Below are 25982 nucleotides of genomic sequence, written 5' to 3' on the forward strand. Positions count from 1 at the left end.
TCAAGAAAGGACGATTCTTATTATGGAACAATCACAACTTACTGCTATCTGGGAACAGCTCTTGGCAGAAATTCAACAATCCATAAAAAACCCCATGTTTGCTACATGGATTCAACCTAATACATTGCTGCACCTCGACGAGCAGGAACTCGTGATTGGCACTCCCAACCAAATTCGTAAAGACTGGCTAGAATCGAAATATATGCCCATATTGCAACAAGCGGCGGAGCATATTTTAAAACGCCCTATGCATATAAAAGTAAGTCTTGTAGAAACTATCGCCGAAGAAGCGGCGGCGGCTCCTATCATCGCCCACCCTGCCGCAACGGTTCCTCTGGTACAAAATATCTCTTCCCTGCCGGAAACTCCAGCAATAGAAACTGACAATACTCAAGATGTATCTTCTGCTTCCGCTTCCGCCACCGTCAACGATCCGGTTGCTTTTCTAAATCCAAAATATATTTTTGAAACCTTTGTTATTGGCAACTCAAACCGTTTAGCCCATGCAGCCTCGCTAGCGGTTTCCGAAGCCCCGGCAAAAGTATACAATCCTTTTTTTATTTACGGCGGCGTTGGTTTAGGTAAAACCCATCTCATGCATGCCATTGGCCATCGTATTTTAAAAAGCCATCCCCATTTAAAAGTTCTCTATATTTCCAGCGAAAAATTCACAAATGAACTTATTAATTCCATCCGCGATGGTAATCCGGAAGATTTTCGCCAAAAATACCGCAATATTGATGTCCTCCTCGTAGACGATATTCAATTTCTTTCTAAAAAAGAACATACCCAAGAAGAATTTTTCCACACCTTTAACACGCTGCATGAAGCCAATAAGCAAATTATTATATCCAGCGACCGTCCCCCAAGGGAAATTCAAACGCTGGAAGACCGCCTGCGCTCTCGCTTCGAATGGGGCATGATCGCTGACATTCAAGCGCCAGACTTAGAAACTCGTATTGCTATTTTACGTAAGAAAGCAATTATTGAAAACTTAGACGTTCCTAACGACGTCATCGTTTTTATTGCCAGCCGCATCGACAGCAATATTCGCGAATTGGAAGGCTCGCTGATCCGAGTCATGGCTTACGCCTCCCTTGTCAAACAACCTGTTACCATCGCCCTCGCCACGGAAACGTTAAAAGACATTTTCCCCGCTAATCAGCCCCGGCAAATCACCGTAGAGCTGATTCAAGACATTGTGGCGGTATATTTCAAACTGAAAGTCGACGATTTGCTGGCTAAAAAACGGACCCGCAATGTTACGTACCCTCGGCAAATCGCCATGTATCTGGCCAGGGAGCTAACGGACACCTCCCTGCCGCGCATTGGTGAGATGTTTGGCGGCCGCGATCACACCACCGTCATTCACGCCTATGACAAGATCGGCCGGGAACGAAACGAAGACGCTAAACTCAGTCAAACCCTTAAAGAATTGATCAAACGCATCGAAAATGTGTAGTTTGTGTATAACTCTGTGCGCAATAGCTCGAATGTCCTGTCGATAAACTGTGTATATCTTTTACACCTCTTTTTCCTGTTAATTTTGTGGATAACTGTACGCTAGGACATCCACATCTTACACACAAGTGCAAACTCAATGTTTTCCACAGCTCTATCCACTTATCCACACAGCCCACACCCCCTACTACTATTACGACTAAAATTTCTATATATATAAGCACGTATTAATAAGGAAAACCTGCCCTGAAGGAGGCTGTTTCTAAATGAGAATAACCTGTCAACAAGACGTATTGAATCAAGCTTTACAAACCGTACAAATTGCCGTTCCCTCTAAGGCGCAAATCCCCGTTTTAAGCGGGATCTATTTGAATGCAGAAGACGGCTGCCTGCAATTACAAGCCAGCGACCATCAAACAAGTATGATTTACACGATGGAAGCGGAGATAGCAGAACCAGGTGAAATGGTAGTTTCTGGACGTTACTTTTATGATTTGATTCGTCGCTTACCTTCACAGACGGTCACTTTATCTAAGGACATTTCTTCGAATACCTTAAAACTGGTTAGTACAGAAGAAGCTTCCGGTCGTTACGACTATCAGCTTTTAACAATACCACCCCAAGATTTTCCAGTTTTGAAACCTCAAGAAGGACGTACTTCTTTTTCAATTTTGGATCATGTATTAAAAGATTTGGTAAAGAAAACTGGCTTTTCTTGTTCCAGTGATGAAGCACGGCCTATTTTTACAGGTTGCTTGATAGAAATAAATGAAGGCGTCATCCAAATGATAGCTACGGATACGCATCGTATGGCGCTGGCTCAAAATGGAGTAGAGCCTTCGACAACAACCGCTAAAATGATTATTCCCGCTAAGCTTTTAAACGAAATTTGCCGCATTGTACCGGCTAATACGCAAATTCAAGTACATTTATTAGATGGACAGGTTGCTTTTGTTTTTGGATCGGTGTACTTAGTTACTCGTTTAATTCAAGGACAATTCCCTGATTACCGCAAAGTGTTATTGACGCAAGTGCAAACACAAGCTACGATTGATACGCAGCAATGGCTGTTAGCCATGGAGCGTATTTTCCTGCTGGTTCGGGAAGGAAAATATAATACGGTGAGGATGTTCTTTAAAGAAGATCATCTTTCTATTGTTTACAGCAATCCGGATATTGGCACTGCTTCGGAAAGCGTTTCTTGCCAATTGGAAGGAAATGAGCTGGAGATTGCCTTTAATGCGCGCTTCTTATTAGATATTCTAAAAAATATCGATTCCGAGCAATGCACCATTGCCTTGAATACGTCTTTAAGTCCTGCGGCCATTCGGCCAGTAGGAGAAAGTCAGTATACGTATATTGTGACGCCAATGAGAATTTAAGAAGCTATAATGCTTTCTTAATATCTTCGCTAAAACAGCTCTTTTTCTGCGAAACAGCGTCAGAAAGCCCCGGCAGAGCGTCGCTATGCCTGCGTTTTCTTCCTTGTTTAGCCAGACTTGTGACGTCGGTTGTCATGCAATCCTAGCACAACCGACCTTAGGCGCATCCAGCGCCGTTTTGTTGTATCGAAGCATTCATGAAAGCATTAAAACTTCAATGATAGTAAAAACAGACAAAACAAAATTAAAAGATATGGATTGAGGTGGCTCTGATGGAATCTGTTGAAATTTCCACGCCTTACATACAGCTGGATCAGCTGTTAAAATTAGTTGGCGCTGTAGAAACAGGCGGTCAGGTCCGCTGGCTGATTGAAGAAGGTGTAATCTTCGTCAACGGCGTTGCTGCTACAGAACGTCGTAAAAAGCTGTATCCAGGGGATAAAGTGGAAATTCCCGAGAACGGCAAATGGCAAGTTGTGGCGACGGAGGCCTAATCTGTGCAGATTCAAAGTTTATCGTTGCGACATGTGCGAAACTATGAAACATTAGAACTGCCTGTTGGAGAACAAATTAATCTTTTTTTGGGAGATAACGGACAGGGAAAAACCAACATCTTGGAAGCTTTGTATTTTTGCGCTTTTGCTAAATCTCATCGGACTTCTAATGATGCGGAAATGATTCGGTGGCAGCAGCCCCAGGGAAGCATTTCCTTACTGTTTTCCCGTAAAGAGGTTTCGCATCGTTTGGATTTTATTCTGTCACGCCCGGAAAATAAGCGAAGCGGCAAAAAAGTGCAAATTAATGGCCAACCAGCTAGGGCGAGAGAGGTGGTAGGTCTTTTTAACGCTGTCCTTTTTGCGCCGGAGGATTTGCTCCTGGTGAAGGGAGCGCCTCAGTTGCGCAGGCGTTTTTTAGATAGCGAGCTTTCGCAGTCAAATCCTTTATATTATAAAAATTTCCTACAATATCATAGAGCTTTGTTACAGCGCAATCAGTTGCTGCGTTCTTGTCGTGAGAGAACGGCTGATGAAGCCATGTTGGCGGCTTGGGACGCTCAATTGGCTCCTTTGGCGGCTTGGCTTGTTTTTAGGCGTCAAGAAGCGGTTAAAAAGCTTTCGATGCTGGCTAATTTGATGCAGCGCCGTATTACTGACGGTAAAGAAGAGTTGGCGGTGCGCTATCAATTGCAGGGAGCCGCTAAAGGATTGGAATGTCCTGATGCGTCTTGGTATTTAGAACAGTTGGAAGCCAGTCGCCGTCAGGATATTTTTAGAGGTTCTACTGGAGTAGGTCCTCACCGGGATGACTTGGAATTTTTAGTGAACGACACCGATTTAAAGGCTTATGGGTCTCAAGGGCAGCAGCGTACAAGCGTTTTGGCTCTTAAACTGGCGGAATTGGAATTTATTAAAGCAGAAACAGGCGAATATCCAGTTCTTCTATTAGATGACGTGATGAGCGAACTCGACGCCGGGCGTCGAGAGCATTTGCTGTCTTTTATTCGTGAACGCATTCAGACCTTTATTACCGGTACGGAAGCCGCTTATTTTCCAAGCCGCCTCCAAGATGAATGTTATCGTGTGCAGTTGGGATGTGTGGAAAGGAGAGGCGCATGCAGCCTTTAAGCTCGGTTTTGGCGCAGGCTATTCGTAAAATGAATATAGCCAAACCATTTGCCATGCATTCTTTGATTGGTCACTGGCGTCAATTGGTGGGGGATGATATTGCAGACCACAGTCAACCGCAAAAAGTAGAGTTTGGCGTACTGGTGGTTACAGTAGATAGTTCGGTATGGACGCATCATTTGACATTGTTGAAATCGGATATTTTAAAAAAAATTCATCAGTATACCGGAGAGAAGCTAATTAGTGATTTGCGTTTCCAAGCAGGAATTTTACGTTCGAGGACGAATGATAATACAGTTGAGATTGAGGAAGCCCCTCCAAGACGCTATTGGTATCAAGCTCGCTGGAATGAAGAAGAGGCAAGTCAAGTAAAAATGTTAGCAGCTGCGGCCACTGACGAAGACGTGCGCGGCGCTAGCCTAAAGCTGTTAAAGAAAATTCGCCTTTCTCGGCGCTGGAAAGAAGAACATGGTTGGCAGGCTTGTTCTGTTTGCGGCAGGCTGCGTCCTCCGGAAGAAAAAGAATGTTCTATCTGCGCTTTTGAAGGCAGACGTAATAAACGACAGCGCATTAGAGAATTGCTTACAGGCGCTCCTTGGCTTTTATATGGACAATTGCGCCAATATATAGAATGCACTTCCTACGAATATACTTCGGTGAAGGCGGATATTTTAGCCGGTTTGCTACGGGATTTACAGGAGCAGAGGCTGGACGATTTGCATTTATCCACGCTGGTCATGCTGACAACAGGGTTGCAGCCGGAAGCGCTGACGGAAGAGTTGAAAATGAGTACTGTAGAAAAATTCAGGAGGAAAAAATATGTTTCTTCATCTAGGGTCTGATGTAGTCATTCCGCTGGATTCCGTCATTGCCATTACCGATTACAAGACAAATAAATTTGTTATTAATCGTAAATTTATTAATCACGCGCGGGAAAATCAAAAAATTATTGATATTTCCGAAGGACATCCTAAAAGCGTGGTTGTTACTAATAATCAGTTGTATTTTTCAGCTATTTCTTCTGTTACTTTGAAGAAACGAGCGCTTTTTATCTATGAGGATATTCATGATGAAAACAGTACTGGGGGACAAGGATAAACATGAGTGAAGAAACCGTGGTTAACGGTAGTTATGGCGCCGAGCAGATTCAAATTTTAGAGGGTTTGGAAGCGGTACGTAAGCGTCCTGGTATGTACATTGGCAGTACGTCTGTTCGAGGGCTGCATCATTTGGTGTATGAGGTAGTCGATAATAGTATTGACGAAGCGTTAGCCGGATATTGCGATAATATTGTAGTGGAGATTCGGCCTGACAACAGCATTTGCGTGCAGGATAACGGCCGCGGCATTCCTGTAGACATGCATGAATCCGGCATGCCTGCGGTAGAAGTCGTGTTGACAGTTCTTCATGCGGGCGGTAAATTTGGCGGCGAAGGCTATAAAGTGTCCGGCGGTCTTCATGGCGTGGGCGTTTCGGTTGTTAACGCCTTGTCTAAACGGCTGGAAGTAGAAGTAAAACGCGGCGGGAAAAAGTATAGTATTGCTTTTGAACGCGGTATTACCGTAGAAAAATTAACGGTCATCGGCGAAACCGAAGAAACCGGGACTAAAGTTACTTTTTGGCCGGATGAGGAAATTTTCGAAGAACTGGTTTATAGCTACGATACTTTAAAGCATCGTTTACGGGAATTGGCGTTTTTGAACCGCGGCATTCGCGTGACTCTTAAAGATGAGCGCGAAGAAGGCAAGGAAGAAGAATTTCATTACGAAGGCGGCATTTGCTCGTTTGTAAAGCATCTCAATAAAAATAAAGACGTGCTCCATGCAGAGCCTATTTGCATTTATGGCGGCAAAGAAACTACGTTAGTAGAAATTGCTATGCAGTATAATGACAGCTATGTGGAAAATGTTTCTACTTTCGTTAATAATATTAATACCCAAGAGGGCGGTACCCACTTAAGCGGCTTTAAGCAGGCTTTGACGCGTTCGATTAACGACTATGCTCGTAAATTGAATCAGCTGAAAGATGCCGATGAAAACCTAAGTGGTGAAGATATCCGCGAAGGTTTGACAGCGGTTATCAGTATAAAAATCCAGGAGCCTCAGTTTGAAGGCCAAACCAAGACAAAACTGGGAAACAGCGAAGTCCGCGGTATCGTAGACAGCGTAGTTTCCGAAAAGCTGGGCGAATTTTTGCAGGAAAACCCGGCGATTACCAAAAAAATCATTGAAAAAGCGGTTATGGCTTCCCGCGCTCGTTTGGCAGCCAGAAAAGCCAGGGAATTGACGCGCCGCAAGAGCGCCTTGGAAATCAGCAGTCTTCCTGGTAAGCTGGCGGATTGCTCCAGCCGGGATTCGGAGCAGACGGAAATTTACCTGGTCGAAGGCGACAGCGCCGGCGGCAGCGCTAAACAAGGACGAGACCGTCGTTTCCAAGCAATTTTACCGCTTCGTGGTAAAATTATTAATGTGGAAAAAGCGCGTTTGGATAAAATCTTGAATAACGAAGAAATTCGTTCTATGATTACCGCCTTTGGCAGCGGTATTGGCGAGGAATTTGATCTTTCGAAACGACGCTACGGTAAAATCATTATTATGACCGATGCGGACGTAGACGGTGCGCATATTCGCACGCTGTTGCTGACTTTTTTCTATCGCTATATGCAGCCGTTGGTAGCGGAAGGGCATGTATTTATTGCGCAGCCGCCGCTCTATTTGGTCAAAAAAGGCAAGGATCATACGTACTTGTATAGCGATGATGAGTTGGATCAGCATTTGACACGTATTGGTCGCGACAGCAATGTGGCGGTACAGCGTTATAAAGGTCTTGGCGAAATGAATCCGGAGCAGCTTTGGGAAACGACGATGAATCCGGAACGCCGCACGCTGCTGCAGGTATCCATGGAAGACGCCATGGAAGCTGACGAGATTTTCACGGTGCTCATGGGCGACAAGGTAGAGCCGCGCCGTAAATTTATCGAAGATTATGCGCATCGCGTGCGCAATTTGGATATTTAAAAAAATAAATCGTTTTATAAATAAAACCGTTCAGTCATTTATTTGACTGTTCGGTTTTTATTTTTTACCGTTCAGACGATTGTATTCGAAATGTTATCAAAACTGTCTTACGATACATAAGGAAGTATTTGTTTGTTTTTAACCAGTAGCAAACGGCAAGTGTTCAGAGGAGGTGACGGGAATGGCGATTAAATTGGTTTTGAATCGTTGCAAAGGCTGTGGAATTTGCGTGGAGTTTTGCCCGAAAAAGGTGTTGAAAGTCAATGAACTGAGCAAAGTGGAAGTGGCGGATGAGGCGTCCTGTATTCAGTGCAAGCAATGCGAGGAACGCTGTCCGGATTACGCTATTTTTATTCAAAAATAAAGGAAGTGACGTACGTGCCAAAAGTTATGCTTATGCAAGGCAACCAGGCTTGCGCCGAAGGCGCTATTGCCGCTGGTGTTACCTTTTTTGGAGGCTATCCGATTACGCCTTCTACGGAAGTGGCGGAAATTCTTGCTAAACGTCTGCCTCAGGTGGGCGGCAAATTTATTCAGATGGAAGATGAAATTGCCGGTATTGGCGCTGTTATCGGCGCTTCTTTGACAGGCAAAAAAGTAATGACTGCTACCAGCGGCCCTGGATTTTCCTTAAAACAGGAATTGATAGGGTATGCGACGATTTCGGAAGTGCCTTTGGTTATTGTCAACGTACAGCGGGTAGGTCCCAGTACGGGGCAGCCTACGTCCCCGTCACAGGGGGATGTAATGCAGGCTCGCTGGGGAACTCATGGCGATCATCCGGTCATTGCCCTGACGCCTGCCAGCGTGCCGGAATGTTTTTCTCTGACCATTAAGGCCTATGAACTGTCCGAAAAGTATCGTACTCCCGTTATTTTACTGATGGACGAAGTAATCGGTCATATGCGCGAGCGTATTGAACTGCCGGACAGTTATGATGAAATCCAAAAGCCGCAGCGCAAAGTCCCGGCGAAGAAAACCGAAGGATTTTTACCTTACAAAGCCGATACGGACGGCGTACCGCCGATGGCTCCTTTTGGTCAAGGCTATCATAGCCATGTGACAGGTCTTGTGCATGATGAAAGCGGTTTTCCTAACGGCTCTTCCCAGGCGACGCAAGTGCTTATGGATCGTCTGAATGGCAAAGTGGAAAATAATCTGGACGACATTATGATGTACGAAGAGTATTGCCTGGAGGATGCGGACATTGCAGTAGTCGCTTACGGCGGTACCGCCCGCACGGCCTATGCGGCTGTGGATATGGCCCGCGCTCAGGGTATCAAGGCCGGCTTATTTCGCCCCATTACTATTTGGCCTTTTGCGGAAAAGCAGATGCAGCAGCTGGCCGGCAAGGTAAAACATATTTTGGTAGCGGAAATGAACTGCGGCCAATTGGTCGGCGAAGTGAAAAAAGCAGTGGAAGGAAAAGTTCCGGTAGAGCTCTTGGCCAAATACAATAACGAAGCCATTTTGCCGGACGAAATGCTCCAGGCCATTGCCAACGTGAAATTGTAGGAGGTTCGCTCTATGGAAAAGATAGTGGAAAAATACTTTCGCCCCAAACTGCCTCATATCTGGTGTCCCGGCTGTGGCAACGGCATTGTGACAGGGGCTATTGCACAGGCTATCGATAAAATGGGTTTGGATCAGGACCGGACGGTTATTGTTTCCGGTATTGGCTGTTCCTCCCGCGCTTCAGGCTATTTGGATTTTGATACCGTTCATTCCGCTCATGGCCGGGCGCTGCCTATTGCCACCGGCATTAAGCTGTCTGAGCCGGATTTAAATGTTATTGTCATCACCGGCGACGGCGATTGCACTGCCATTGGAGGCAATCATTTCATTCATGCCGCGCGACGCAACATCAATTTGACTGTAGTGCTCTTTAACAACAATATTTACGGCATGACCGGCGGGCAGTATTCGCCGCTGACTCCTGTAGACAGTAAGGCTTCTACAGCGCCCTATGGCACCATTGAACGCAATTTCGACATTACGGAGCTGGCGAAAGCCGCTGGCGCTACCTTTGTGGCCAGAGCGACTTGCTTCCACAAGCAAGTCTTGGTGGACGCCATTGCCAAAGGCATTGCCAACGACGGTTTTTCTTTGGTGGAAGCCATTACGCAGTGCCCAATTTCGTATGGACGTCAGAACAAGCGCGGCAATGCGCCCCAGATGATGCAGTGGCAGAAAGAGCATGCCGTACCGGTAGCGGCGGCGGCAAAAATGACGCCGGAACAACTGGAAGGCAAGTTTACCATTGGCGTGCTGCATGAAAGCAAAGCGCCAGAATATACAAGCGAATACGATAAGGTAATCGCCAAAGCGCAGAAAGGGGGCAAATAAGATGTTGGAATTGCGTCTTTCCGGTTCCGGCGGCCAGGGCCTCATTTTAGGCGGCATTATTCTGGCGGAAGCGGCTATTTTAGACGGTAAGTTGGCTATTCAGTCGCAGTCGTACGGTCCGGAAGCCCGCGGCGGCTCCAGTAAATCCGAAGTGCTCATTTCCCATAAGCCCATTCATTTTCCAAAAGTAACTAAGCCCAATTTAGTGTTGGCTATGACCCAAGCGGCTCTTGATAAGTATGCGGCTGATTTGCCGGATGACGGTATTTTAATAACCGACTCCATGTTGGTGCAAGAAGTTCCTGCGCGTCTCAGCCGCGTTTATGAGCTGCCGATTACAGCGACAGCGAAGGAAGAGCTGGGCCGAGATCTATTCGCCAACATTGTGGCTTTAGGAGCCATTGTAGAGCTGACGGACGTGGTGACGAAGGACTCTTTAGTTAAAGCCGTGCTGTCTCGCGTACCGGCGGGAACGGAAGAAGTCAACCAAAAGGCTTTGTCCTTAGGAGCGGCCTTGATTTCGGCAAAAAAATAAGGATATAGCCTTAAATTCACACTCCTTGAGAAAATGATAGAGTTTGTTTCAATGTTTTTAAGGAAAAGGTGGAAGTGTATGTCGAAAACAACACAAAGCGGTTCCGTTGAGAGCAACTGCCGAAAGCAGTATTTGTTTTTAGCAGCGGCTGTAATTCTCTTGGGAATCATCCTGGCGCTGCCGACGCCTGCGGGCTTGCCTACGGCAGGGCATCGCATGCTGGGTATTCTAGTTTTTTCCGTTATCATTTGGATGTCTGAGGCGGTTTCCTATCCAACAAGCGCTGCGGTTATCTTGTCGTTAATGGCTTTTCTTTTGGGTACAGCTCCTGATGTGGCAAGTCCTGCCAAGCTCTTGGGGACCTCCAAGGGCTTGACCATGGCCCTGGGAGGTTTTAGCAATACGGCGCTGGCTTTGGTCGGCGGCGCCTTGTTCCTGGCGGCGGCCATGACAAAAACAGGCTTGGATCGGCGCATTGCCTTGGTGATTTTGTCGAAGATCGGCGCCCGTACCAACCGGGTGCTGGCCGGCGTCATTTTTGTCGGCTTTTTCTTGAGCTTCTTTGTTCCCAGTACGACAGCGCGCGTATCCTGTATGGTACCCATTGTTATGGGGATTATTCTGGCTTTCGGCGTGGAGAAGAAAAGCCGTTTTGCAGGCATGCTGATGATCGCCATTGCCCAGGCGGACAGTATTTGGAATGTGGGCATTAAGACAGCGGCGGCGCAGAATATGATCGCTCTGGGCTTTATTGAAAAGCAACTGGGCGTATATATCAGCTGGCTGGACTGGTTTATTGCCGCCGCTCCGTTCGCCATTATTATGTCGGTGGTCCTATACTACATTTTGTTGAAAATGATGCCGCCGGAAACGCGTGAAATCGAAGGCGGAAAAGAAACAATTGCCAGGGAACTGGCGCAATTAGGTCCGATGAAGGCGGAAGAGAAAAAGCTCTTTGCTATTTCCATTGTGCTTCTGTGTTTCTGGGCTACGGAAAAAATACTCCACAATTTTGATACCTCTTCGACGACCATTGCAGCTATTTCCTTGATGCTGTTGCCCGGCATCGGCATTATGACCTGGAAAGAAGCGCAGAGCAAGATTCCCTGGGGTACGCTGCTGCTCTTCGGCGTGGGTATTAGCTTAGGCTCGGCTATTCTTTCAACTAAAGCCGCTGCTTGGCTGGCTAAAATGATTGTAGGCTGGTTCGGATTGCAGACTATGCCGGCTTTGATCGTCTTCGCGGTCTTGGCTGCGTTTTTGATCATTATTCATCTTGGTTTTGCCAGTGCGACCGCTTTGGCGGCCGCGATGATTCCGATCATTATTTCCATTCTCCAGGGCATGCCGCCGGAAGCAGGCGTTAATGTTGTAGGTATGACTATGTTGCTGCAATATGTCATTAGCTTCGGCTTTATTTTGCCGGTCAATGCGCCGCAGAATATGGTGGCGTATGCGACGGAAACATTTGAGGTTAAGGATTTTATCCGCACCGGCGTACCGTTATGCATTATCGCTTATGCGCTGACGCTGGTACTGGCTGCCACCTACTGGAAGTGGCTTGGACTTGTGTAAGGAAGGTTGATTGATTCCCCGATGCCGGGTAAGACGAATAGGTCTTTTTCGGCGTGCAATATATTATTTTGTTGTGGACGCCGCCTTTTGGAAGAGGTTGGCGTCTTTTTTTCAGGCAGCTGCGACTAAATCACGCTACGCGCTAAAACAGATCTTTTTCCGCCAGATTTTGTCAGAAAGCCTCGGCAGAGCGCCGCTATGCCTGCGTTTTCTTTCGCGTCTGACAAAAAAATTTCTAATTTTAGCGGAGCGTTCATTATAGTCGCAGCTGCCTGTATAAAATTAATTTATAATTATAGTCCTCTCTCGTGCCCTCCGGTAACTCTGGTTCTCTTGTTCGTTTCTTGCTGTTAAAAATTCTATATTCTCGTACTTTCTGTTATTGATTCATTCGTGATACACTGAAGAAAATGACACAGAGGGAGATTATTATGGATCTCGAGTTGCTGCTGCAATTAAGTTTAAACATGTCTTTTGTGGCGTTAGCGGCGTATTTGATGGGGCGCAATCGCTATATCATCCAGTGCGCTACACAGCCCTATCGCTTAAAGCATTGGCTGACCTTGAGCGTGGCTTTTTCTATTTTATCGGCTATTGGTACTTATACAGGAATTCCCGTTCATGACGCCCTGGCTAATACCCGCATGGTAGGGGTGATTATGAGCGGTTTTATGGGCGGGCCGTTAGTAGGGGTGGCTACAGGGGCCGCCAGCGCCATTCACCGCTATTCCATCGGCGGCTTTACGGCGGAAATTTGCGCGGTTGCCAGCCTAGTGGTTGGTTTAATGGCTGGCTTGGTTCGGCGTAAAGTGGGTTTTGCGCGGCTAGATTGGAAAACGGGCGCTGCCGTAGCATTAGCAGGAGAATTTATTCAAAAAAGCTTGGTGATGCTGCTGGCGCAGCCTTATGAAAAAGCGCTTGCTATGGAAAAGGCCATTGCCTTGCCGACGACGATCGTAAGTGTCGTGGGTACCATTATTTTTATTGTCATTTTGAAGAACATTCTTGAAGAACAGTCTCTTTACGGAGCTAAAGCGGCGGAACAGGCTCTTGATATTGCTACGCAAGCGCTGCCTTACGCTCGCCAGGGCTTGAATGAAGAGTCGGCGAGGATGATTGCCGGCATTATTCACAACATCACGAATATGGACGCGGTGGCGGTTACCGATAAGGATAAGATCATTGCCTTTATCGGCGACGGCGCGGACCATCATACCGCCGGACAGCCGATTGCTGGTCAGGCTACTCGGGAGGCTTTGCAAAGCGGCCAGGTGGTTGTGCATAAAAATGAAGGTATTCGCGAGTGTCCGCAGCTGTCGTGTCCACTGCGGTCCAGCGTGATTGCGCCGTTGATGGCGCATGGCAAGGCTATCGGTACAATTAAACTTTTCCGGTCGCATGAGGATGGAATTTCACCCTTCGATATTCGCATTGCCAGTGGCGTAGCGCATCTTTTATCGGTGCAATTGGAGTTGGCGGAAATGGATCAGCAGGTTTTGATGCGTGAGAAGGCGGAACTGAAAGCGTTGCAGGCGCAGATTAATCCGCATTTTTTATTTAATACCTTGTCCATTATCATGTCCTTTTGTCGTACAGATCCGGACACGGCGCGACAACTTTTGTCGCATTTATCTACGCTCTTAAAACGCAGCTTTCAGCAGCGTCAGGATGTGGTCCCCTTGGGTGATGAGCTAGAGGGAATTCATGCCTACTTGGAGATTGCCAAACGGCGTTTTGGCAACCGCTTGCGCGTGAAAGTAAAGGCGGCGGAAGAAGTAAAGCCGCTATTGGTGCCGGTATTATCGGTGCAGCCTTTGGTGGAGAACGCAGTACAGCACGGACTTTTTCCTAAGACCGATGCGTGTGAATTAGAGATACTGGCTTTTTATGAAAACGAGCAGGTGATTATCCGGGTTTGCGATAATGGCATTGGCATGCAGGAAGAAACGCTGCGGAAATTGAAAGAATTCCGCAGTGACGGCATTGGCTTGAAAAATGTTAATGGCCGTATTCTGAGTTTTTATGGTGAAGAGGCAAGCCTGCAGGTGCAAAGCCAGGAAGGGCAGGGAACGCAAGTGGAGCTTCGCATTCCTTGGAAAGGGTCGGTACAGCATGCGGTATAAGGTGGTTATTGTCGATGATGAAGCGCCCATTTGCGATGAAATTGAGTACTTGTTAAAACAGTATGTGGATATGGAAATCTCCGCTAAATTTTCTCGTGCTCCCGACGCTTTGGCATATTTAGTGGAGCATAGTATCGATATTTTGTTTCTCGACATTCAAATGCCAGGCCTTAGCGGTTTAGAGCTGGCGCAAAAACTCAAGCAATTGTCGCAGCCGCCGCTGATCGTTTTTGTAACGGCTTTTGCCGAGCATGCGTTGGAGGCCTTTTCCACTTCGGCTGTTGGTTATTTGACCAAGCCGATCGAAGAAGATCGTTTAGACGAGGTCTTGCGTAAAATTCGTTCCTTTGCTTTGCGGGGCAACGGCGAAGCGCAGCCGGCATTGTGCCGGATTTGCGTGTTGGAAAAAGGTAATATTGTGCCTTTGGCTCCTAAGGACATTGTTTTTGTGCAGGTTAACGAGAAAGACGTTTTTGTGCATACTGCGGAAAATAAGCACTTGTGTCCGTTGAGTCTGAAAGAGGTGGAAGAATTGCTGGAGAAGCAGTCTTTCATGCGGGTGCACCGCCAGTATTTGGTGAATTTGGCGGAGATCCGCGAAATCGTTCCTTGGTTTCACAGTTCTTTTATGTTGCGCATGAAAAACGGGCATGAAGTTCCTGTAAGCCGTAATAAAGCGAAAGCGCTGAAACAAACGCTTGGGTTCTAAGGGAGCTGCTGGTTCGTTCGTACACACGCCAGGACAATTCTTTTTTCGCCTAGCTGTGTCAGGGCAACCTTGAAATAGCGGTGCTATTCCTGCAGTCGCCCTTTCTTGCTAGGCTAAAAAATCTTTTGTTCTGGCGATGAACTCATTAAACCAGCAGCTCCCCCGTGAATCGTAAAATTATAAAAAAGCGATAGTCCTCCGTTGTATCCTCCGGTCACTCTGATTCTCTTGTTCAAAATATAGGGTTTCCTCATGATTTGCGCATACTTTCTTCATCAGTTCTTCACAATTGTTGGTTATTCTTAAAGCAAGGAACAACAAAAGAACTGAGGAGGAAGTAACAATGAGCATGACCCATTATATGGAGCTGCTGGCGGCCAGCCAGCCTTGGAATCTAATTATTTACATGGTAATCCCGGTGGCCTTGGCGGAAGCCTTGGTGGCCATGGAGTTTGTGCTGCTCTTTAGTCAGCGTTACGAAGGAACGCTGCGTCAGGTGCACAAAATAGCCGGTATTGTGCTGGGCGTGTACTTTTTCGGGATTATGGCGCAGTTGGGAACGCAGGTGCTGCCGAATTTAGCCTGGAGAGGACCGGCTGATGTTTTGGCCGTAGGTTCGTATCTATTAGCCGGGGTGCCGCTGGTAGCCATCGCTTTATTGGAGCTGGGAGTTTGGGGCGGTCAAGCGTCGGCAAGGGAAAAAATGAAGTACCATTTTCTACTGCTGACGGCGTTTCTGATTATCACTCATGTGGCCATGGTCTTCGGCATGGTGGACCCAACCATTATGGGCTGGCAGCCGCAGCTGGACGGCGGGATGATGCAGCACGGACAGCATCATGGACAATAAAGACTGATTTTACGCAGAATTAAGAGGGCAGAGGAAACGAAGAGAAATAAAGGCTCTCTTTGCTTTCTCTGTTTTTCGAATTTCAAAACCATCTGCCCAACCCTCCATTTACTCCTTCTACTCTTGTTAAATATGCTATTTTGGAAAGGAGAGCGAAGACATTGCGGGTATTGCTGGTAGACGACGACCAAAAGCTCCTAGAGCTGTTAAGCGCTTATTTTTTAAAGAACGGCTTTGCTGTTTTGGAAGCGACAAATGGTCCGGAGGCCCTAGAGCTGGCTCTGCGAGAGGCGCCGGATCTCATTGTATTGGATTTAATGCTGCCCGGTCTCGATGGCTGGGAAGTATGCCGGAGTTTGCGCAAAACCAGTGATGTGCCTATCTTAATGCTGACGGCCCGGGATGAAGAAGCGGATCGTTTAATTGGCCTGGAACTGGGGGCGGATGACTATGTGACAAAACCGTTCAGTCCCCGGGAAGTGGTGGCCCGGGCCAAGGCGATTTTACGGCGCAGCCGCCGGGAAATGCCGACGGAAAATGAACTGCGCCAAGGGCCTTTGGTGATGTTGACGGAGCAGCATCGAGCCTTGCTGCATGGCAAAGAGCTGGAACTGACGCCGACGGAGTATAAACTGCTGGAAACGCTGGCTTCTAGACCTGGGCGGGTTTTTTCTAGACTGCAGCTGGTGGAGCAGGTACAGGGCTATGCTTTTGAAGGCTACGAGCGGACCGTAGACGCTCATGTGAAAAATTTGCGGCGCAAGCTGGGGGAAGAGCAGCAGCTGGTGCAAACTGTATATGGCGTAGGTTATAAATGGAGCAGTGAAACGGAATGAACAGTATTCGTTACCGGATTGCCGGGCTGGTTTTTTTATCCATCACCGTAACCGTTGTGATTCTGGTTTTTTTAGCTAACTACCAAATGATGCTGCATTTTGAGACGTACCTGTCTATGCAGGGCTTGCATGGCGGCGGGCAGGAGGAAGCCTATCTCAACAATATCCATGATTCGCTGTTTTGGGTGGGAGCGGTCATGGTATTTTTCGGTTTAGGTTTTAGCTTTTTTTTAGCGAAAGGTATTACCGAGCCGTTGCGGCGTTTAGGAAAGGCAGCGGAAGGTATTGCTGACGGCCGTTACGGAGAAACGGTGCCTGTAGAGCAAAAAGATGAAATAGGACAGTTGGCGGAGACTTTTAACCATATGTCCTTGTCCTTGAAGGAAGCGGTTCAATTGCGGCAGCGCTTTTTGGCTGACGTCGCTCATGAACTGCGTACGCCTTTGGCAGTCATTCAGGGAAACTTGGAAGGCATGCTGGACGGCATTGTACCAACAGATGAAAAAACCTTATCTTCTTTGCGGGAAGAGGCGCTGCATTTGAACCGCTTGATTCAAGACTTGCGGGAGCTATCTTTAGCGGAGACCGGGCAGCTTCCTTTAGTAAAAGAAGAGGTGAAGCTTCACGTGCTTGCGGCCCGAGCGGCAGGCATGCTGCAGCCTCTAGCCGAGGAAAAGCAGGTAGTCTTGCAGGCGGAAGCGGTAGAAGTGCCGGCATTACTTTTGGACAGTCAACGCATGAACCAAATTATTTATAATTTGCTTACTAATGCGTTGCGCCATACGCCTCCTGGCGGGCGGGTGACGGTGGCTGTGCGGCAAGAAGAAAGGGATGTGCTTTTAGCCGTTAGTGATACAGGGGAGGGGATAGCGCCGGAGCATCTTCCGTATATTTTCGAGCATTTTTACCGGGTGGACGCTTCTAGAGACCGCCGCAGCGGCGGTTCCGGCATTGGTCTGGCCATCGTGCGTCGCTTGGTGGAAGCCCAGGGTGGCAAAGTGACGGTGCAAAGCCGTTTAGGTGAAGGCAGCTGCTTTGAAGTTCGTTTTAAAAGGAGAGAGTAACTTCTAAAAAAATACTAACCCTCTGTCGTACCCTCCCTTTACTCCTTCTACTCTTGTTTAAAGTTTGCACCTCGTACTCTTTTTTCTTTTCTTCTTGTATGTGCGAAAGATGTCACAATTTCTTCATCGTTTCTTCAAATTCTTTCGTTATACTGAAGATGAAGAAAAGAAAGGAGGCGCTTCGTATGTGGATGCATGGATTTGGCGGAGGACCTTTTGGATATTTAGGGATGGGCATTGGCATGCTGATGCATGTGCTGGTGCTGGCGGTGCTGGTACTGTTTGCAGTGTGGCTGTTCCGCTCGCTGAAGGGCGGCTCGGTTACTAAGCATGAAGAAGCGCCGGTTAACGCGCTGGAAGTGCTCAAGCTTCGTTTGGCCAAAGGCGAAATCACTTTGGAAGAGTACCGTGAACGAAAAGAAGAATTAGAAAAGGTATAGTCGTTGTAAGTGTATAAGGGGTCCGCGCCATACGGCGCGGACCTTCTTTTATTGTGGACAATGTCATGAGAACAACAAATTATTAACAAAACGTATATTGTGTTACTGTAAAATATCAGCTATACTATGTTCTAACATGAACATAACAAGGAAAGGAAGGCAGAAGGATGACGCAGAAGCGATGCATGGCGTATTTGGGACCGGAAGGAACCTATAGTGAGGAAGTAGCTCGATTTTTAGCAAAAGACGAATGGCAGTTACAAGGATTTCCAAGTATCGAAGATGCTATGTGGGCTGTGGCTCAAGGCGAAGCGGATTGCTGTGTCGTTCCTTTTGAAAACTCCTGGGAAGGCTCGGTTAATGTGACCTTGGATTTGCTGGTGCATGAAATGGATTTATTTATCCAGCAGGATGTGCGCTGGCCAATTCGTCATGATCTTTGGGTAGCGCAGAATTGTGAGAAACCAAACAGCATCTTGTCGCATCCTCAGGCGTTGGCGCAGTGCAGGGCTTTTTTAGGACGAAAGTATCCGCAGGCGGCTAGAATTCCTGTGGTCAGCACTGCAGAGGCAGCGCGGCGCGTTGCTTCCGGTGACGGCGATGCGGCCATTGGCAGCTCGCTTTTAGGCGAATTATATGGTTTGAAGTTGCTGGAGCGAAGTATTCAGGATGATGAAGGAAATTGTACGCGCTTTGTGCTTTTGGTGAAGAAACCGGTTTCTTGCAAAGGCGAATCAGTGCAGACTTCTTTGATTTGCCGTATTGACGGCGAAAAACCAGGCAGGCTGTATGAGCTTTTAGCGGAATTCGCTAAAAGAGAAGTTAATTTAACGCGTATTGAGTCGCGTCCGGCGCGAACCAAAATGGGAGAATATGTTTTCTTAATGGATATCGACGGAGATGCGGCGCAGCCGAAAATTGCCGAGGCTATTCAAGCGGTGCGGCAGCGTTGTGTTTGGATGAAGAATTTGGGTTCCTATGCAGTGCATTATGAGGTAACCCAATAAAGAATCTACATAAAAAGTGGTGTGTTATCGCGGAGACAGGCCGTGATGAATAGGGAATGAAAGGGGATAAGGGTATATGCGAGGAATGGACACGAAAGATCGGATTATGTATGTGGCGATGGATCTGATTTCCGCCAAAGGATTTCGGGCTGTAACCATCAAGGAAGTGGCGGCAGGCGCTGGCGTTAGCGAGATGACGGTGTTTCGCAAATTTACCAGCAAAAAAAATATGTTGATGGAGGCTTTTGATCGTTTTTCGGTTTCCTTTCCGTTTCAGGAAATCTTCCATGATCAATTGACAGGCAATCCGGATATTGATTTAATGAATATCTGCAAGGCCCATTATAAACACCTGGAACATAATCGTCGTCTGATGAATATCTTTTTGAAAGAAGATAATAATATTCCCGAGCTGCGGGCGAAGATCCGGCAGTTTCCTGTGGAAATGAAAAAACACTTGATTGCCTATTTCGAGCAAATGCAGAAAGAAGGAAAGCTGCCCAAGGATAATGCAGAGCTGCAGTACAATAGCTTTTCTACTGTCGCGGTAGGGCAATTCTGGTGGCGCATGTTTATCAACGACAACCCGGCAGAGCAGGTTCTGGACAGCGACGTCAATACGGTCTTAGAATACTCTGTACGCGCCTTTTTGCACGGCCTGAAGGCTCAGTAAGAGATAAGAAGAAAGCCGGTTTTGCAAGAACATTGTTCCTTGTAAAGCCGGCTTTTTGCTGTTGGATAATAAATTGGAGAGACGTTGCTATCGAACCGCGAAATACCCGAAAGGGGATTTTAAGCCTAGGAGCTTTGGTATAAGCGGTGGCATAACTGTATTTATCCTTACTAAGGGTCGTATTTAAGCGTTAAGATAGGTATAATAGAGAAAAGACAGTGATAGCAGGAGGAACTACAATGAATCTTAAGATAGGCATTTTAGGGTTGGCTTTTCTGCTTTTAACCGGCGCGTCGGCGTCAGCGGCGCCGGGCACGCCGGAAATTATGAAAGAGATCCAAGTCGATTTAAACCATGATGGCGTAAATGAGACGGTTACGGTTTTAGGCTCTTCTGTTTATGAAAATAGTAAGTTCCGCATGAACTTGGAACTGCGCATTAAAGATGGGGCTACGCAAAAAATCAGCAAAACCAAAGTAGGTACTGCAGGCTATGAGGTTATTTTGGAAACCGTAGAGGTAACCGGCGAGAGCCCGCTGGAGATTTTGGTTTCTGTGGCAACCGGGGCGAATAAAGGGGTGCGTGATTTTCAAATATTTACTTGGGGAGAGAAGGGGATTAAACCCTTATTTACTCCAGAAAATCAGCCTGTGCTGGATATAAAGGGAACCCTTATACCCAATTTTCAAGGGGCTTTAACAGAGCAGTCCAGCGGGGCTCAATTTTACCTGGATGTACAAGCCGGGAAAGAACGTTATGTTAAAGAACAGGTCTACAATAAAGACGGCGTGATGAAAAGTAAAATACAGATCCAGGTGGATTCGTTGCCTTTAATTGCCCTGCAAGCGGTGGATCAGGATGGAGATGGCACGCAGGAACTGCTGTCAACACAAGAACTTTTAGAGAGCAGCAGCCGCATTGCTAAAATGACGGCGCTTTGGAAATACCAGAATAAAAAATGGGTCTTGCAACGGATTGACAGCGATCAGCCAATATCGTTCCAGAAGAAAAAGGTAGAGCTAGATAAATAATAGTCTGGAGGCGGAGGATGATGAATTTTCCCGAAGATCTGGCGTATACACCGGAACATCAGTGGGTGCGGAGCAAGGACGAAAAAACAGTTGTCGTGGGTATTACCGATTATGCGCAAGCCGAATTAGGCGATGTGGTCTTTGTGGATTTGCCCCAATTGGGTCGCAAGGTGAACGCCGGCGATAGCTTGCTTGTGGTGGAATCGGTCAAATCCGTTTCTGACGTGTATGCGCCGGTAACCGGGGAAATTATTGCTGTGAACGAGGCTTTAGAGGATGAGCCGGAGCTGGTCAATCAAGAACCTTACGGCAAAGCTTGGCTGGTTGAAATTAGTATGACCGAAGACATGCCGTCGTTGTTGACAGCACAGGAATATGAAAAGCAGCTGGGATGAAAAAAAGACCGCATAAGCGGTCTTTTTATATAGGTATATACCTATGATTATTTAGGTTATAGAAAGGAGCGTTTCAATGCAGTATTCAGCAGAAGTACAAGGCATGACCTGCGTGGCCCGGGGGGCTAATCACGGCGCTGCGCCTATTCCTCAGGAGGGCGCCTGGACGAAGGTCAAGGAAGTCAAGGATGTTTGCGGGCTGACGCACGGCGTGGGCTGGTGTGCGCCGCAGCAGGGCGCCTGCAAGCTGACTCTCAACGTAAAAAACGGCATCATTGAAGAGGCTTTGGTGGAGACGATTGGCTGCTCCGGCATGACTCACTCAGCAGCGATGGCTGCTGAAATTCTGCCGGGCAAGACCATTTTGGAGGCTCTTAATACGGACTTGGTTTGCGACGCTATTAATACCGCCATGCGCGAGCTGTTTTTGCAAATTGTTTATGGACGAAGTCAGACGGCGTTTTCCGAAAACGGCCTGCCTGTGGGAGCAGGTCTGGAAGACTTGGGTAAAGGTTTGCGCAGCCAAATTGGCACTATGTACGGCACACAGGCAAAGGGGCCGCGCTATTTAGAGCTGGCGGAAGGGTATGTGACCTCCTTAGGTCTTGACGAAGACGGGGAAGTAATTGGCTACCAATTTGTGCATTTAGGAAAAATGATGGAAATGATTAAAAAAGGCACAGATGCCAATGAAGCAGTGAAAAAAGCGACCGGTCAATACGGACGGTATAGCGAAGCGGCTCGTTATCTTGATCCGCGGCACGAATAAGGGAGGTGTACATGATGGTGAAATTTGAAGGCTATGAACGTCGAGAAGCAAAATTACAGCAATTTTTACAGCAGGTATCGCTGCAGTCGTTAGAGCAGGCCCAGGATATCTGCCAGCAAAAGGGTTTGGATATAGCAGCTATCGTTAAAGGTATCCAACCTATTTGTTTTGACAATGCTTGTTGGGCGTATACCTTGGGAGCGGCGCTCGCGATTCAAAAAGGCTGCGCCAAGGCGGCGGATGCGGCGGAAGTTATCGGCGAAGGTCTGCAGGCTTTTTGCATTCCCGGTTCTGTGGCGGACAACCGCAAGGTTGGCCTGGGCCATGGCCGTTTGGCAGCGATGCTGCTGCGGGAAGAAACAAAGTGCTTCGCCTTTCTGGCAGGTCATGAGTCATTCGCCGCCGCAGAAGGCGCTATCGGCATCGCCCGTTCCGCCAATAAGGTGCGTCAAGAGCCTTTGCGCGTTATTTTGAACGGCTTGGGCAAGGATGCGGCGCTGATTATTTCTCGGGTGAACGGTTTTACCTATGTGCAGACCGCCTTTGATTACGCGGCAGGCAAGGTGAACATCGTCCGGGAAAAAGCCTACTCGCAAAGCGAGCGGGCCAAAGTGCGCTGCTATGGCGCGGATGACGTCATGGAAGGCGTTGCGATTATGCATTTGGAGGGCGTCGATATTTCCATTACCGGCAATTCCACCAATCCGACCCGGTTCCAGCATCCTGTGGCCGGGACGTACAAGAAGGAATGTCTGGAGCAGGGAAAACGCTATTTCTCCGTGGCTTCCGGCGGCGGCACCGGGCGAACGCTGCACCCGGATAATATGGCGGCCGGGCCGGCTTCGTACGGCATGACCGATACCTTGGGCCGCATGCATTCGGATGCGCAATTTGCGGGTTCGTCTTCGGTGCCGGCGCATGTGGAGATGATGGGTCTCATCGGCATGGGCAACAACCCCATGGTTGGCGCCAGCGTGGCCGTGGCCGTAGCCGTCGAAGAGGCTATGGGAAAGTAGGGGTTACGGATTTTTTAACAGGAGTCGAATCCCTCCGCCGCCGTGGCGGCACCTCCCTTTAATAAGAGAGGCAAAGTAAAGTCCCCCTTGCCAAAGGGGGATGGCCCGCAGGGCCAGGGGGATTTTGTGAGATTCAGTATAAACGCCATGACAACCGACATCCGCCGAAGGGCAGGTGATGAAGATGCATCGCAATGTGATTATTTTGGGTCTAGTCAGTCTGTTTACAGATGTATCCAGTGAAATGCTCTATCCGCTGATTCCGCTCTATGTCACCACGGTGCTAGGGGCTTCGCCTGCCATTTTAGGTGTTATTGAAGGGGTCGCTGAGAGCCTGGCCAGTTTGCTTAAATTGTTTTCCGGGCGCGTAGCAGACCGCTTCGCCCGGCGCAAGCCTTTGGCCATTCTCGGCTATGGCTTGTCAGCGGCGGCAAAAGTATTTTTTATTGTGGCGACAACGTGGACAGGCATCTTATGGGGCCGCGTCAGCGACCGTTTTGGCAAGGGCATTCGTACGGCTCCTCGGGATGCCTTAATTGCTGATGCCAGCAGCGCTGATTCAAGAGGCAAGGCCTTTGGGCTGCATCGCGCTATGGATACCGCAGGAGCCGTCCTTGGCATTGGTCTTGCCTATTGGCTTTTTACCAGCTATAACGGGGATTATCAGATCGTATTTCTGGTGGCGTTGGCGCCGGCTTTTTTTGGCGCGGCCTTATTATTTCTGGTGAAGGAAGAGGGCCGTTCGGCAGCGCAAAAAGCGAAAGAGCTGGCTTTTTCCTGGGGTTCCCTGGCGCCGCAGCTCAAGTATTTTTTGGTCATCAGCTTTTTATTTAATCTCGGTAACTCTTCCAATCAGTTTTTACTGGTACGGGCGGGGACGCTGGGTTTTTCCGCAGCGGAAGTGATTTTGCTCTATTTGCTGATGAATATCAGCTATTTTCTTTTGGCGTATCCTGCGGGGGCGCTTTCAGATCGTTTGGGTCGGCGGCGGCTGTTGGTAAGCGGTTACTTGCTCTATGGCTTGGTATATCTTGGCTTTGCCGTTGCGGAAAGCTCCTGGCCGGTGATAGGGCTTTTCGTCGTGTACGGCCTGTATATCGGCTTGACAGAGGGCGTAGAAAAGGCGCTGCTGGCGGATATGGCTGTGGAAGGGCAAAAAGCCACTGTGTACGGCTTGCATGCGCTTTTAGTGGGTGTTGCGCTGCTGCCTGCGTCCATTTTGGCCGGGCTGCTTTGGGAGCTCTTTGGTGTAGCAGCTCCGTTTTACTTTGGCGGCTGTTTGGGCTTGCTGGCCGCAGTAGCTCTCTGGGTAGCGCTGCGAGGTGAGGAGAAAAGGAACGGTATTGAACAGGAGTCGCGATGAGAATCGGCGACGGCGCTGGATGCGCCTAGTGCCGGATGCGCCATGGACGGCGAAGCATCCGGTCTCCACCAGTGAGGGTTACGGGGGATGAGTTTTTAAAATGATTTTTTCATAATTCTCTTGCGTACCCTCTCGTGACTCCGATTCTCTTGTTCAATCTTCGTACCCTCGGTTTTAATAGTTCGTTGACACTTAACAAACAAAAACGCCCCTCGGCTCCGTGGATTGAGCCGAGGGGCGTTTGGTTGTTTAGAAGGGATTAGTCTTCCCAGTTCATGGAACGCTGAACCGCTTTCTGCCAGCCTTTGTAATAACCTTCGCGTTTTTCAGCAGGCATATCCGGTTGGAAGCGCTGATTGAGTTTCCAGCTGCTAACCAGATCTTCTTTGGTTGCCCAATAGCCTACAGCCAGACCTGCCAGGTAGGCAGCGCCCAGAGCGGTGGTTTCTGTGATTTCTGGACGGTCAACAGGCACATCCAGAATATCAGCTTGGAACTGCATCAACAGGTTGTTGGCAACGGCGCCGCCGTCTACCTTCAGAGCCTGCAGTTTGATGCCGGAATCGCTTTCCATAGCGCTCAGAACGTCCCGGGTCTGATAGCACAGGGAGTCCAAAGTAGCGCGGATGAGATGGCTCTTTGTTGAACCACGGGTCAGGCCGAAGATAGCGCCGCGGGCTTTCATATCCCAATAAGGAGCGCCCAAGCCGGCGAAGGCCGGTACGACGTAGACGCCTTCAGCATCGTCAACTTTGCTGGCGAAGAATTCGGAATCTGAAGCAGATTCGATCATCTTCAGGCTGTCGCGCAACCACTGGATAGCGGCGCCGGCGATGAAGATACTGCCTTCCAAGGCGTATTCCACTTTGCCGTCGAGGCCCCAAGCGATGGTGGTCAACAGACCGTTATTGGAGTTGTAGAGTTTTTCGCCGGTGTTCATAAGCATGAAGCAGCCGGTGCCATAAGTATTTTTGGCAGTGCCTGGTTTGAAGCAGGTCTGACCGAAAAGAGCAGCCTGTTGGTCGCCGGCGATACCAGCGACAGGTACTTCGGCGCCGAAGAAAATCTGAGCGTCGGTCATGCCGTATTTTTCACTGGAAGGACGTACTTCCGGCAGCATGCATTTAGGAACGGTGAGGATTTCCAAGAGCTCTTCGTCCCATTTCAGCTCGCGGATGTTGTACATCAGAGTACGGGAAGCGTTGGAATAGTCGGTGACATGTACTTTGCCGCCGGTCAGTTTCCAAGTCAGCCAGGTGTCGATCGTTCCGAACAGCAAATCGCCCTTTTCTGCACGTTCACGGGCGCCTTCTACATGGTCCAAAATCCATTTTACTTTGGTGCCGGAGAAGTAGGCATCCATAACTAAGCCGGTTTTTTTGCGGAATAAAGGCTCCAGGCCTTTCGCTTTGATATCGTTGCAGATATCAATACTTTGACGGCTTTGCCAAACAATGGCGTTATAGACGGGTTTGCCGGTGTGCTTGTCCCAAACCACCGTGGTTTCACGTTGGTTGGTAATGCCGATAGCGGCAACGTCCGAAGCGTTGATGCCGGCAGTGGCGATAACTTCAGCGACAACGCCGATCTGGGTAGCCCAGATTTCGTCTGCGTTGTGCTCAACCCAAGCCGGTTTAGGGAAAATTTGACGGAATTCCTTTTGGGCGACAGCGATAATGTTGGACTCATGGTCAAACAAAATAGCACGGGAACTGGTTGTACCTTGGTCAAGAGACAGGATGTACTTCGACATGCGGACAACACT

The 25982-nt window shown here is 48.3% G+C and carries 26 protein-coding genes; 25 read left to right on the plus strand and 1 reads right to left on the minus strand.

The window, feature by feature from the left end:
- Positions 1-22: 22 nt before the first annotated feature.
- The 25 genes from dnaA to C508_RS0103130 all read left to right on the plus strand — a co-directional run bounded on the left by dnaA (position 23) and on the right by C508_RS0103130 (position 24217).
- Positions 23-1462, plus strand: coding sequence for a chromosomal replication initiator protein DnaA (gene dnaA / locus C508_RS0103010; RefSeq protein ID WP_018702059.1), 1440 nt, complete (start codon positions 23-25; stop codon positions 1460-1462).
- A 265-nt stretch (positions 1463-1727) separates the two neighbouring features.
- On the plus strand, positions 1728-2843 hold the full coding sequence (dnaN, locus tag C508_RS0103015; protein ID WP_018702060.1) for a DNA polymerase III subunit beta: 1116 nt from the start codon (positions 1728-1730) through the stop codon (positions 2841-2843).
- A gap of 272 nt (positions 2844-3115) precedes the next feature.
- Entirely contained in the window at positions 3116-3337 is a 222-nt protein-coding gene (locus tag C508_RS0103020) for an RNA-binding S4 domain-containing protein (protein WP_018702061.1), read from the plus strand.
- Between the two features lie 3 nt (positions 3338-3340).
- Positions 3341-4468: a DNA replication/repair protein RecF gene (gene recF, locus C508_RS0103025; RefSeq protein ID WP_018702062.1), complete on the plus strand. Its 1128-nt coding sequence runs from the start codon at positions 3341-3343 to the stop codon at positions 4466-4468.
- Positions 4456-5310, plus strand: coding sequence for a DciA family protein (locus C508_RS0103030; protein WP_018702063.1), 855 nt, complete (start codon positions 4456-4458; stop codon positions 5308-5310). Before recF ends, C508_RS0103030 begins: the two co-directional genes overlap by 13 nt.
- Positions 5288-5566 (plus strand): extracellular matrix regulator RemB, encoded by a 279-nt coding sequence (gene remB, locus C508_RS19765; protein ID WP_027937787.1) that lies wholly within the window; start codon positions 5288-5290, stop codon positions 5564-5566. The genes C508_RS0103030 and remB overlap by 23 nt, the downstream gene beginning before the upstream one ends.
- Positions 5567-5568: 2 nt before the next feature.
- Entirely contained in the window at positions 5569-7485 is a 1917-nt protein-coding gene (gene gyrB / locus C508_RS0103035) for a DNA topoisomerase (ATP-hydrolyzing) subunit B (protein ID WP_018702064.1), read from the plus strand.
- Positions 7486-7666: 181 nt separating this feature from the next.
- The gene (locus tag C508_RS0103040) at positions 7667-7849 is read left to right on the plus strand and encodes a 4Fe-4S binding protein (RefSeq protein WP_018702065.1); all 183 of its coding nucleotides are present in this window, start codon (positions 7667-7669) and stop codon (positions 7847-7849) included.
- A gap of 14 nt (positions 7850-7863) precedes the next feature.
- Positions 7864-9000 (plus strand): 2-oxoacid:acceptor oxidoreductase subunit alpha, encoded by a 1137-nt coding sequence (locus C508_RS0103045; RefSeq protein WP_018702066.1) that lies wholly within the window; start codon positions 7864-7866, stop codon positions 8998-9000.
- A 12-nt stretch (positions 9001-9012) separates the two neighbouring features.
- Entirely contained in the window at positions 9013-9831 is an 819-nt protein-coding gene (locus tag C508_RS0103050) for a 2-oxoacid:ferredoxin oxidoreductase subunit beta (protein WP_018702067.1), read from the plus strand.
- Between the two features lies 1 nt (position 9832).
- Complete coding sequence (locus C508_RS0103055; protein ID WP_018702068.1) at positions 9833-10366, plus strand: 2-oxoacid:acceptor oxidoreductase family protein; 534 nt, start codon at positions 9833-9835, stop codon at positions 10364-10366.
- A 78-nt stretch (positions 10367-10444) separates the two neighbouring features.
- Entirely contained in the window at positions 10445-11941 is a 1497-nt protein-coding gene (locus C508_RS0103060; RefSeq protein WP_018702069.1) for a DASS family sodium-coupled anion symporter, read from the plus strand.
- A 431-nt stretch (positions 11942-12372) separates the two neighbouring features.
- On the plus strand, positions 12373-14064 hold the full coding sequence (locus C508_RS0103070) for a LytS/YhcK type 5TM receptor domain-containing protein (RefSeq protein WP_018702071.1): 1692 nt from the start codon (positions 12373-12375) through the stop codon (positions 14062-14064).
- Positions 14054-14773 (plus strand): LytR/AlgR family response regulator transcription factor, encoded by a 720-nt coding sequence (locus C508_RS0103075; protein WP_018702072.1) that lies wholly within the window; start codon positions 14054-14056, stop codon positions 14771-14773. Before C508_RS0103070 ends, C508_RS0103075 begins: the two co-directional genes overlap by 11 nt.
- Before the next feature lie 343 nt (positions 14774-15116).
- The gene (locus C508_RS0103080) at positions 15117-15623 is read left to right on the plus strand and encodes a DUF6803 family protein (protein WP_018702073.1); all 507 of its coding nucleotides are present in this window, start codon (positions 15117-15119) and stop codon (positions 15621-15623) included.
- Between the two features lie 161 nt (positions 15624-15784).
- On the plus strand, positions 15785-16459 hold the full coding sequence (locus tag C508_RS0103085; protein ID WP_018702074.1) for a response regulator transcription factor: 675 nt from the start codon (positions 15785-15787) through the stop codon (positions 16457-16459).
- Positions 16456-17523, plus strand: coding sequence for a sensor histidine kinase (locus C508_RS0103090; RefSeq protein WP_018702075.1), 1068 nt, complete (start codon positions 16456-16458; stop codon positions 17521-17523). Before C508_RS0103085 ends, C508_RS0103090 begins: the two co-directional genes overlap by 4 nt.
- A 185-nt stretch (positions 17524-17708) precedes the next feature.
- Entirely contained in the window at positions 17709-17963 is a 255-nt protein-coding gene (locus C508_RS0103095) for an SHOCT domain-containing protein (RefSeq protein WP_018702076.1), read from the plus strand.
- 167 nt (positions 17964-18130) lie between these two features.
- The gene (gene pheA, locus C508_RS0103100) at positions 18131-18970 is read left to right on the plus strand and encodes a prephenate dehydratase (RefSeq protein ID WP_018702077.1); all 840 of its coding nucleotides are present in this window, start codon (positions 18131-18133) and stop codon (positions 18968-18970) included.
- Between the two features lie 76 nt (positions 18971-19046).
- Complete coding sequence (locus C508_RS0103105; protein WP_018702078.1) at positions 19047-19643, plus strand: TetR/AcrR family transcriptional regulator; 597 nt, start codon at positions 19047-19049, stop codon at positions 19641-19643.
- Between the two features lie 239 nt (positions 19644-19882).
- Positions 19883-20674 (plus strand): YybI family spore inner coat protein, encoded by a 792-nt coding sequence (locus C508_RS0103110; RefSeq protein ID WP_018702079.1) that lies wholly within the window; start codon positions 19883-19885, stop codon positions 20672-20674.
- Between the two features lie 17 nt (positions 20675-20691).
- The gene (gene gcvH / locus C508_RS0103115) at positions 20692-21069 is read left to right on the plus strand and encodes a glycine cleavage system protein GcvH (protein ID WP_018702080.1); all 378 of its coding nucleotides are present in this window, start codon (positions 20692-20694) and stop codon (positions 21067-21069) included.
- 76 nt (positions 21070-21145) lie between these two features.
- Positions 21146-21838, plus strand: a complete 693-nt coding sequence (locus tag C508_RS0103120; RefSeq protein WP_018702081.1) for an iron-sulfur cluster assembly scaffold protein — start codon at positions 21146-21148, stop codon at positions 21836-21838.
- 14 nt (positions 21839-21852) lie between these two features.
- Complete coding sequence (locus C508_RS0103125) at positions 21853-22854, plus strand: GGGtGRT protein (protein ID WP_018702082.1); 1002 nt, start codon at positions 21853-21855, stop codon at positions 22852-22854.
- Positions 22855-23032: 178 nt separating this feature from the next.
- The gene (locus C508_RS0103130) at positions 23033-24217 is read left to right on the plus strand and encodes an MFS transporter (protein ID WP_018702083.1); all 1185 of its coding nucleotides are present in this window, start codon (positions 23033-23035) and stop codon (positions 24215-24217) included.
- 259 nt (positions 24218-24476) lie between these two features.
- Here C508_RS0103130 and glpK read toward each other — a convergent pair whose 3' ends face one another.
- A complete protein-coding gene (glpK, locus tag C508_RS0103135) occupies positions 24477-25970 on the minus strand; it encodes a glycerol kinase GlpK (protein WP_018702084.1) in 1494 nt (497 codons plus the stop codon).
- Positions 25971-25982 lie beyond the last annotated feature (12 nt).

Source organism: Anaeromusa acidaminophila DSM 3853 (assembly GCF_000374545.1).
GTDB classification, from domain to species: Bacteria; Bacillota; Negativicutes; order Anaeromusales; family Anaeromusaceae; genus Anaeromusa; species Anaeromusa acidaminophila.

Excerpts from the sequence above, each read along its gene's own strand:
- dnaA (WP_018702059.1), top strand. The coding sequence starts at position 23 with ATGGAACAATCACAACTTACTGCTATCTGGGAACAGCTCTTGGCAGAA.
- C508_RS0103040 (WP_018702065.1), top strand. The coding sequence starts at position 7,667 with ATGGCGATTAAATTGGTTTTGAATCGTTGCAAAGGCTGTGGAATTTGC.
- C508_RS0103095 (WP_018702076.1), top strand. The coding sequence starts at position 17,709 with ATGTGGATGCATGGATTTGGCGGAGGACCTTTTGGATATTTAGGGATG.
- C508_RS0103030 (WP_018702063.1), top strand. The coding sequence starts at position 4,456 with ATGCAGCCTTTAAGCTCGGTTTTGGCGCAGGCTATTCGTAAAATGAAT.
- gyrB (WP_018702064.1), top strand. The coding sequence starts at position 5,569 with ATGAGTGAAGAAACCGTGGTTAACGGTAGTTATGGCGCCGAGCAGATT.
- pheA (WP_018702077.1), top strand. The coding sequence starts at position 18,131 with ATGACGCAGAAGCGATGCATGGCGTATTTGGGACCGGAAGGAACCTAT.
- C508_RS0103110 (WP_018702079.1), top strand. The coding sequence starts at position 19,883 with ATGAATCTTAAGATAGGCATTTTAGGGTTGGCTTTTCTGCTTTTAACC.
- C508_RS0103090 (WP_018702075.1), top strand. The coding sequence starts at position 16,456 with ATGAACAGTATTCGTTACCGGATTGCCGGGCTGGTTTTTTTATCCATC.
- C508_RS0103055 (WP_018702068.1), top strand. The coding sequence starts at position 9,833 with ATGTTGGAATTGCGTCTTTCCGGTTCCGGCGGCCAGGGCCTCATTTTA.
- C508_RS0103060 (WP_018702069.1), top strand. The coding sequence starts at position 10,445 with ATGTCGAAAACAACACAAAGCGGTTCCGTTGAGAGCAACTGCCGAAAG.
- gcvH (WP_018702080.1), top strand. The coding sequence starts at position 20,692 with ATGATGAATTTTCCCGAAGATCTGGCGTATACACCGGAACATCAGTGG.
- C508_RS0103125 (WP_018702082.1), top strand. The coding sequence starts at position 21,853 with ATGGTGAAATTTGAAGGCTATGAACGTCGAGAAGCAAAATTACAGCAA.
- C508_RS0103120 (WP_018702081.1), top strand. The coding sequence starts at position 21,146 with ATGCAGTATTCAGCAGAAGTACAAGGCATGACCTGCGTGGCCCGGGGG.
- dnaN (WP_018702060.1), top strand. The coding sequence starts at position 1,728 with ATGAGAATAACCTGTCAACAAGACGTATTGAATCAAGCTTTACAAACC.
- C508_RS0103020 (WP_018702061.1), top strand. The coding sequence starts at position 3,116 with ATGGAATCTGTTGAAATTTCCACGCCTTACATACAGCTGGATCAGCTG.
- remB (WP_027937787.1), top strand. The coding sequence starts at position 5,288 with ATGTTTCTTCATCTAGGGTCTGATGTAGTCATTCCGCTGGATTCCGTC.
- C508_RS0103050 (WP_018702067.1), top strand. The coding sequence starts at position 9,013 with ATGGAAAAGATAGTGGAAAAATACTTTCGCCCCAAACTGCCTCATATC.
- C508_RS0103075 (WP_018702072.1), top strand. The coding sequence starts at position 14,054 with ATGCGGTATAAGGTGGTTATTGTCGATGATGAAGCGCCCATTTGCGAT.
- C508_RS0103130 (WP_018702083.1), top strand. The coding sequence starts at position 23,033 with ATGAAGATGCATCGCAATGTGATTATTTTGGGTCTAGTCAGTCTGTTT.
- C508_RS0103070 (WP_018702071.1), top strand. The coding sequence starts at position 12,373 with ATGGATCTCGAGTTGCTGCTGCAATTAAGTTTAAACATGTCTTTTGTG.
- C508_RS0103080 (WP_018702073.1), top strand. The coding sequence starts at position 15,117 with ATGAGCATGACCCATTATATGGAGCTGCTGGCGGCCAGCCAGCCTTGG.
- C508_RS0103105 (WP_018702078.1), top strand. The coding sequence starts at position 19,047 with ATGCGAGGAATGGACACGAAAGATCGGATTATGTATGTGGCGATGGAT.
- glpK (WP_018702084.1), bottom strand. The coding sequence starts at position 25,970 with ATGTCGAAGTACATCCTGTCTCTTGACCAAGGTACAACCAGTTCCCGT.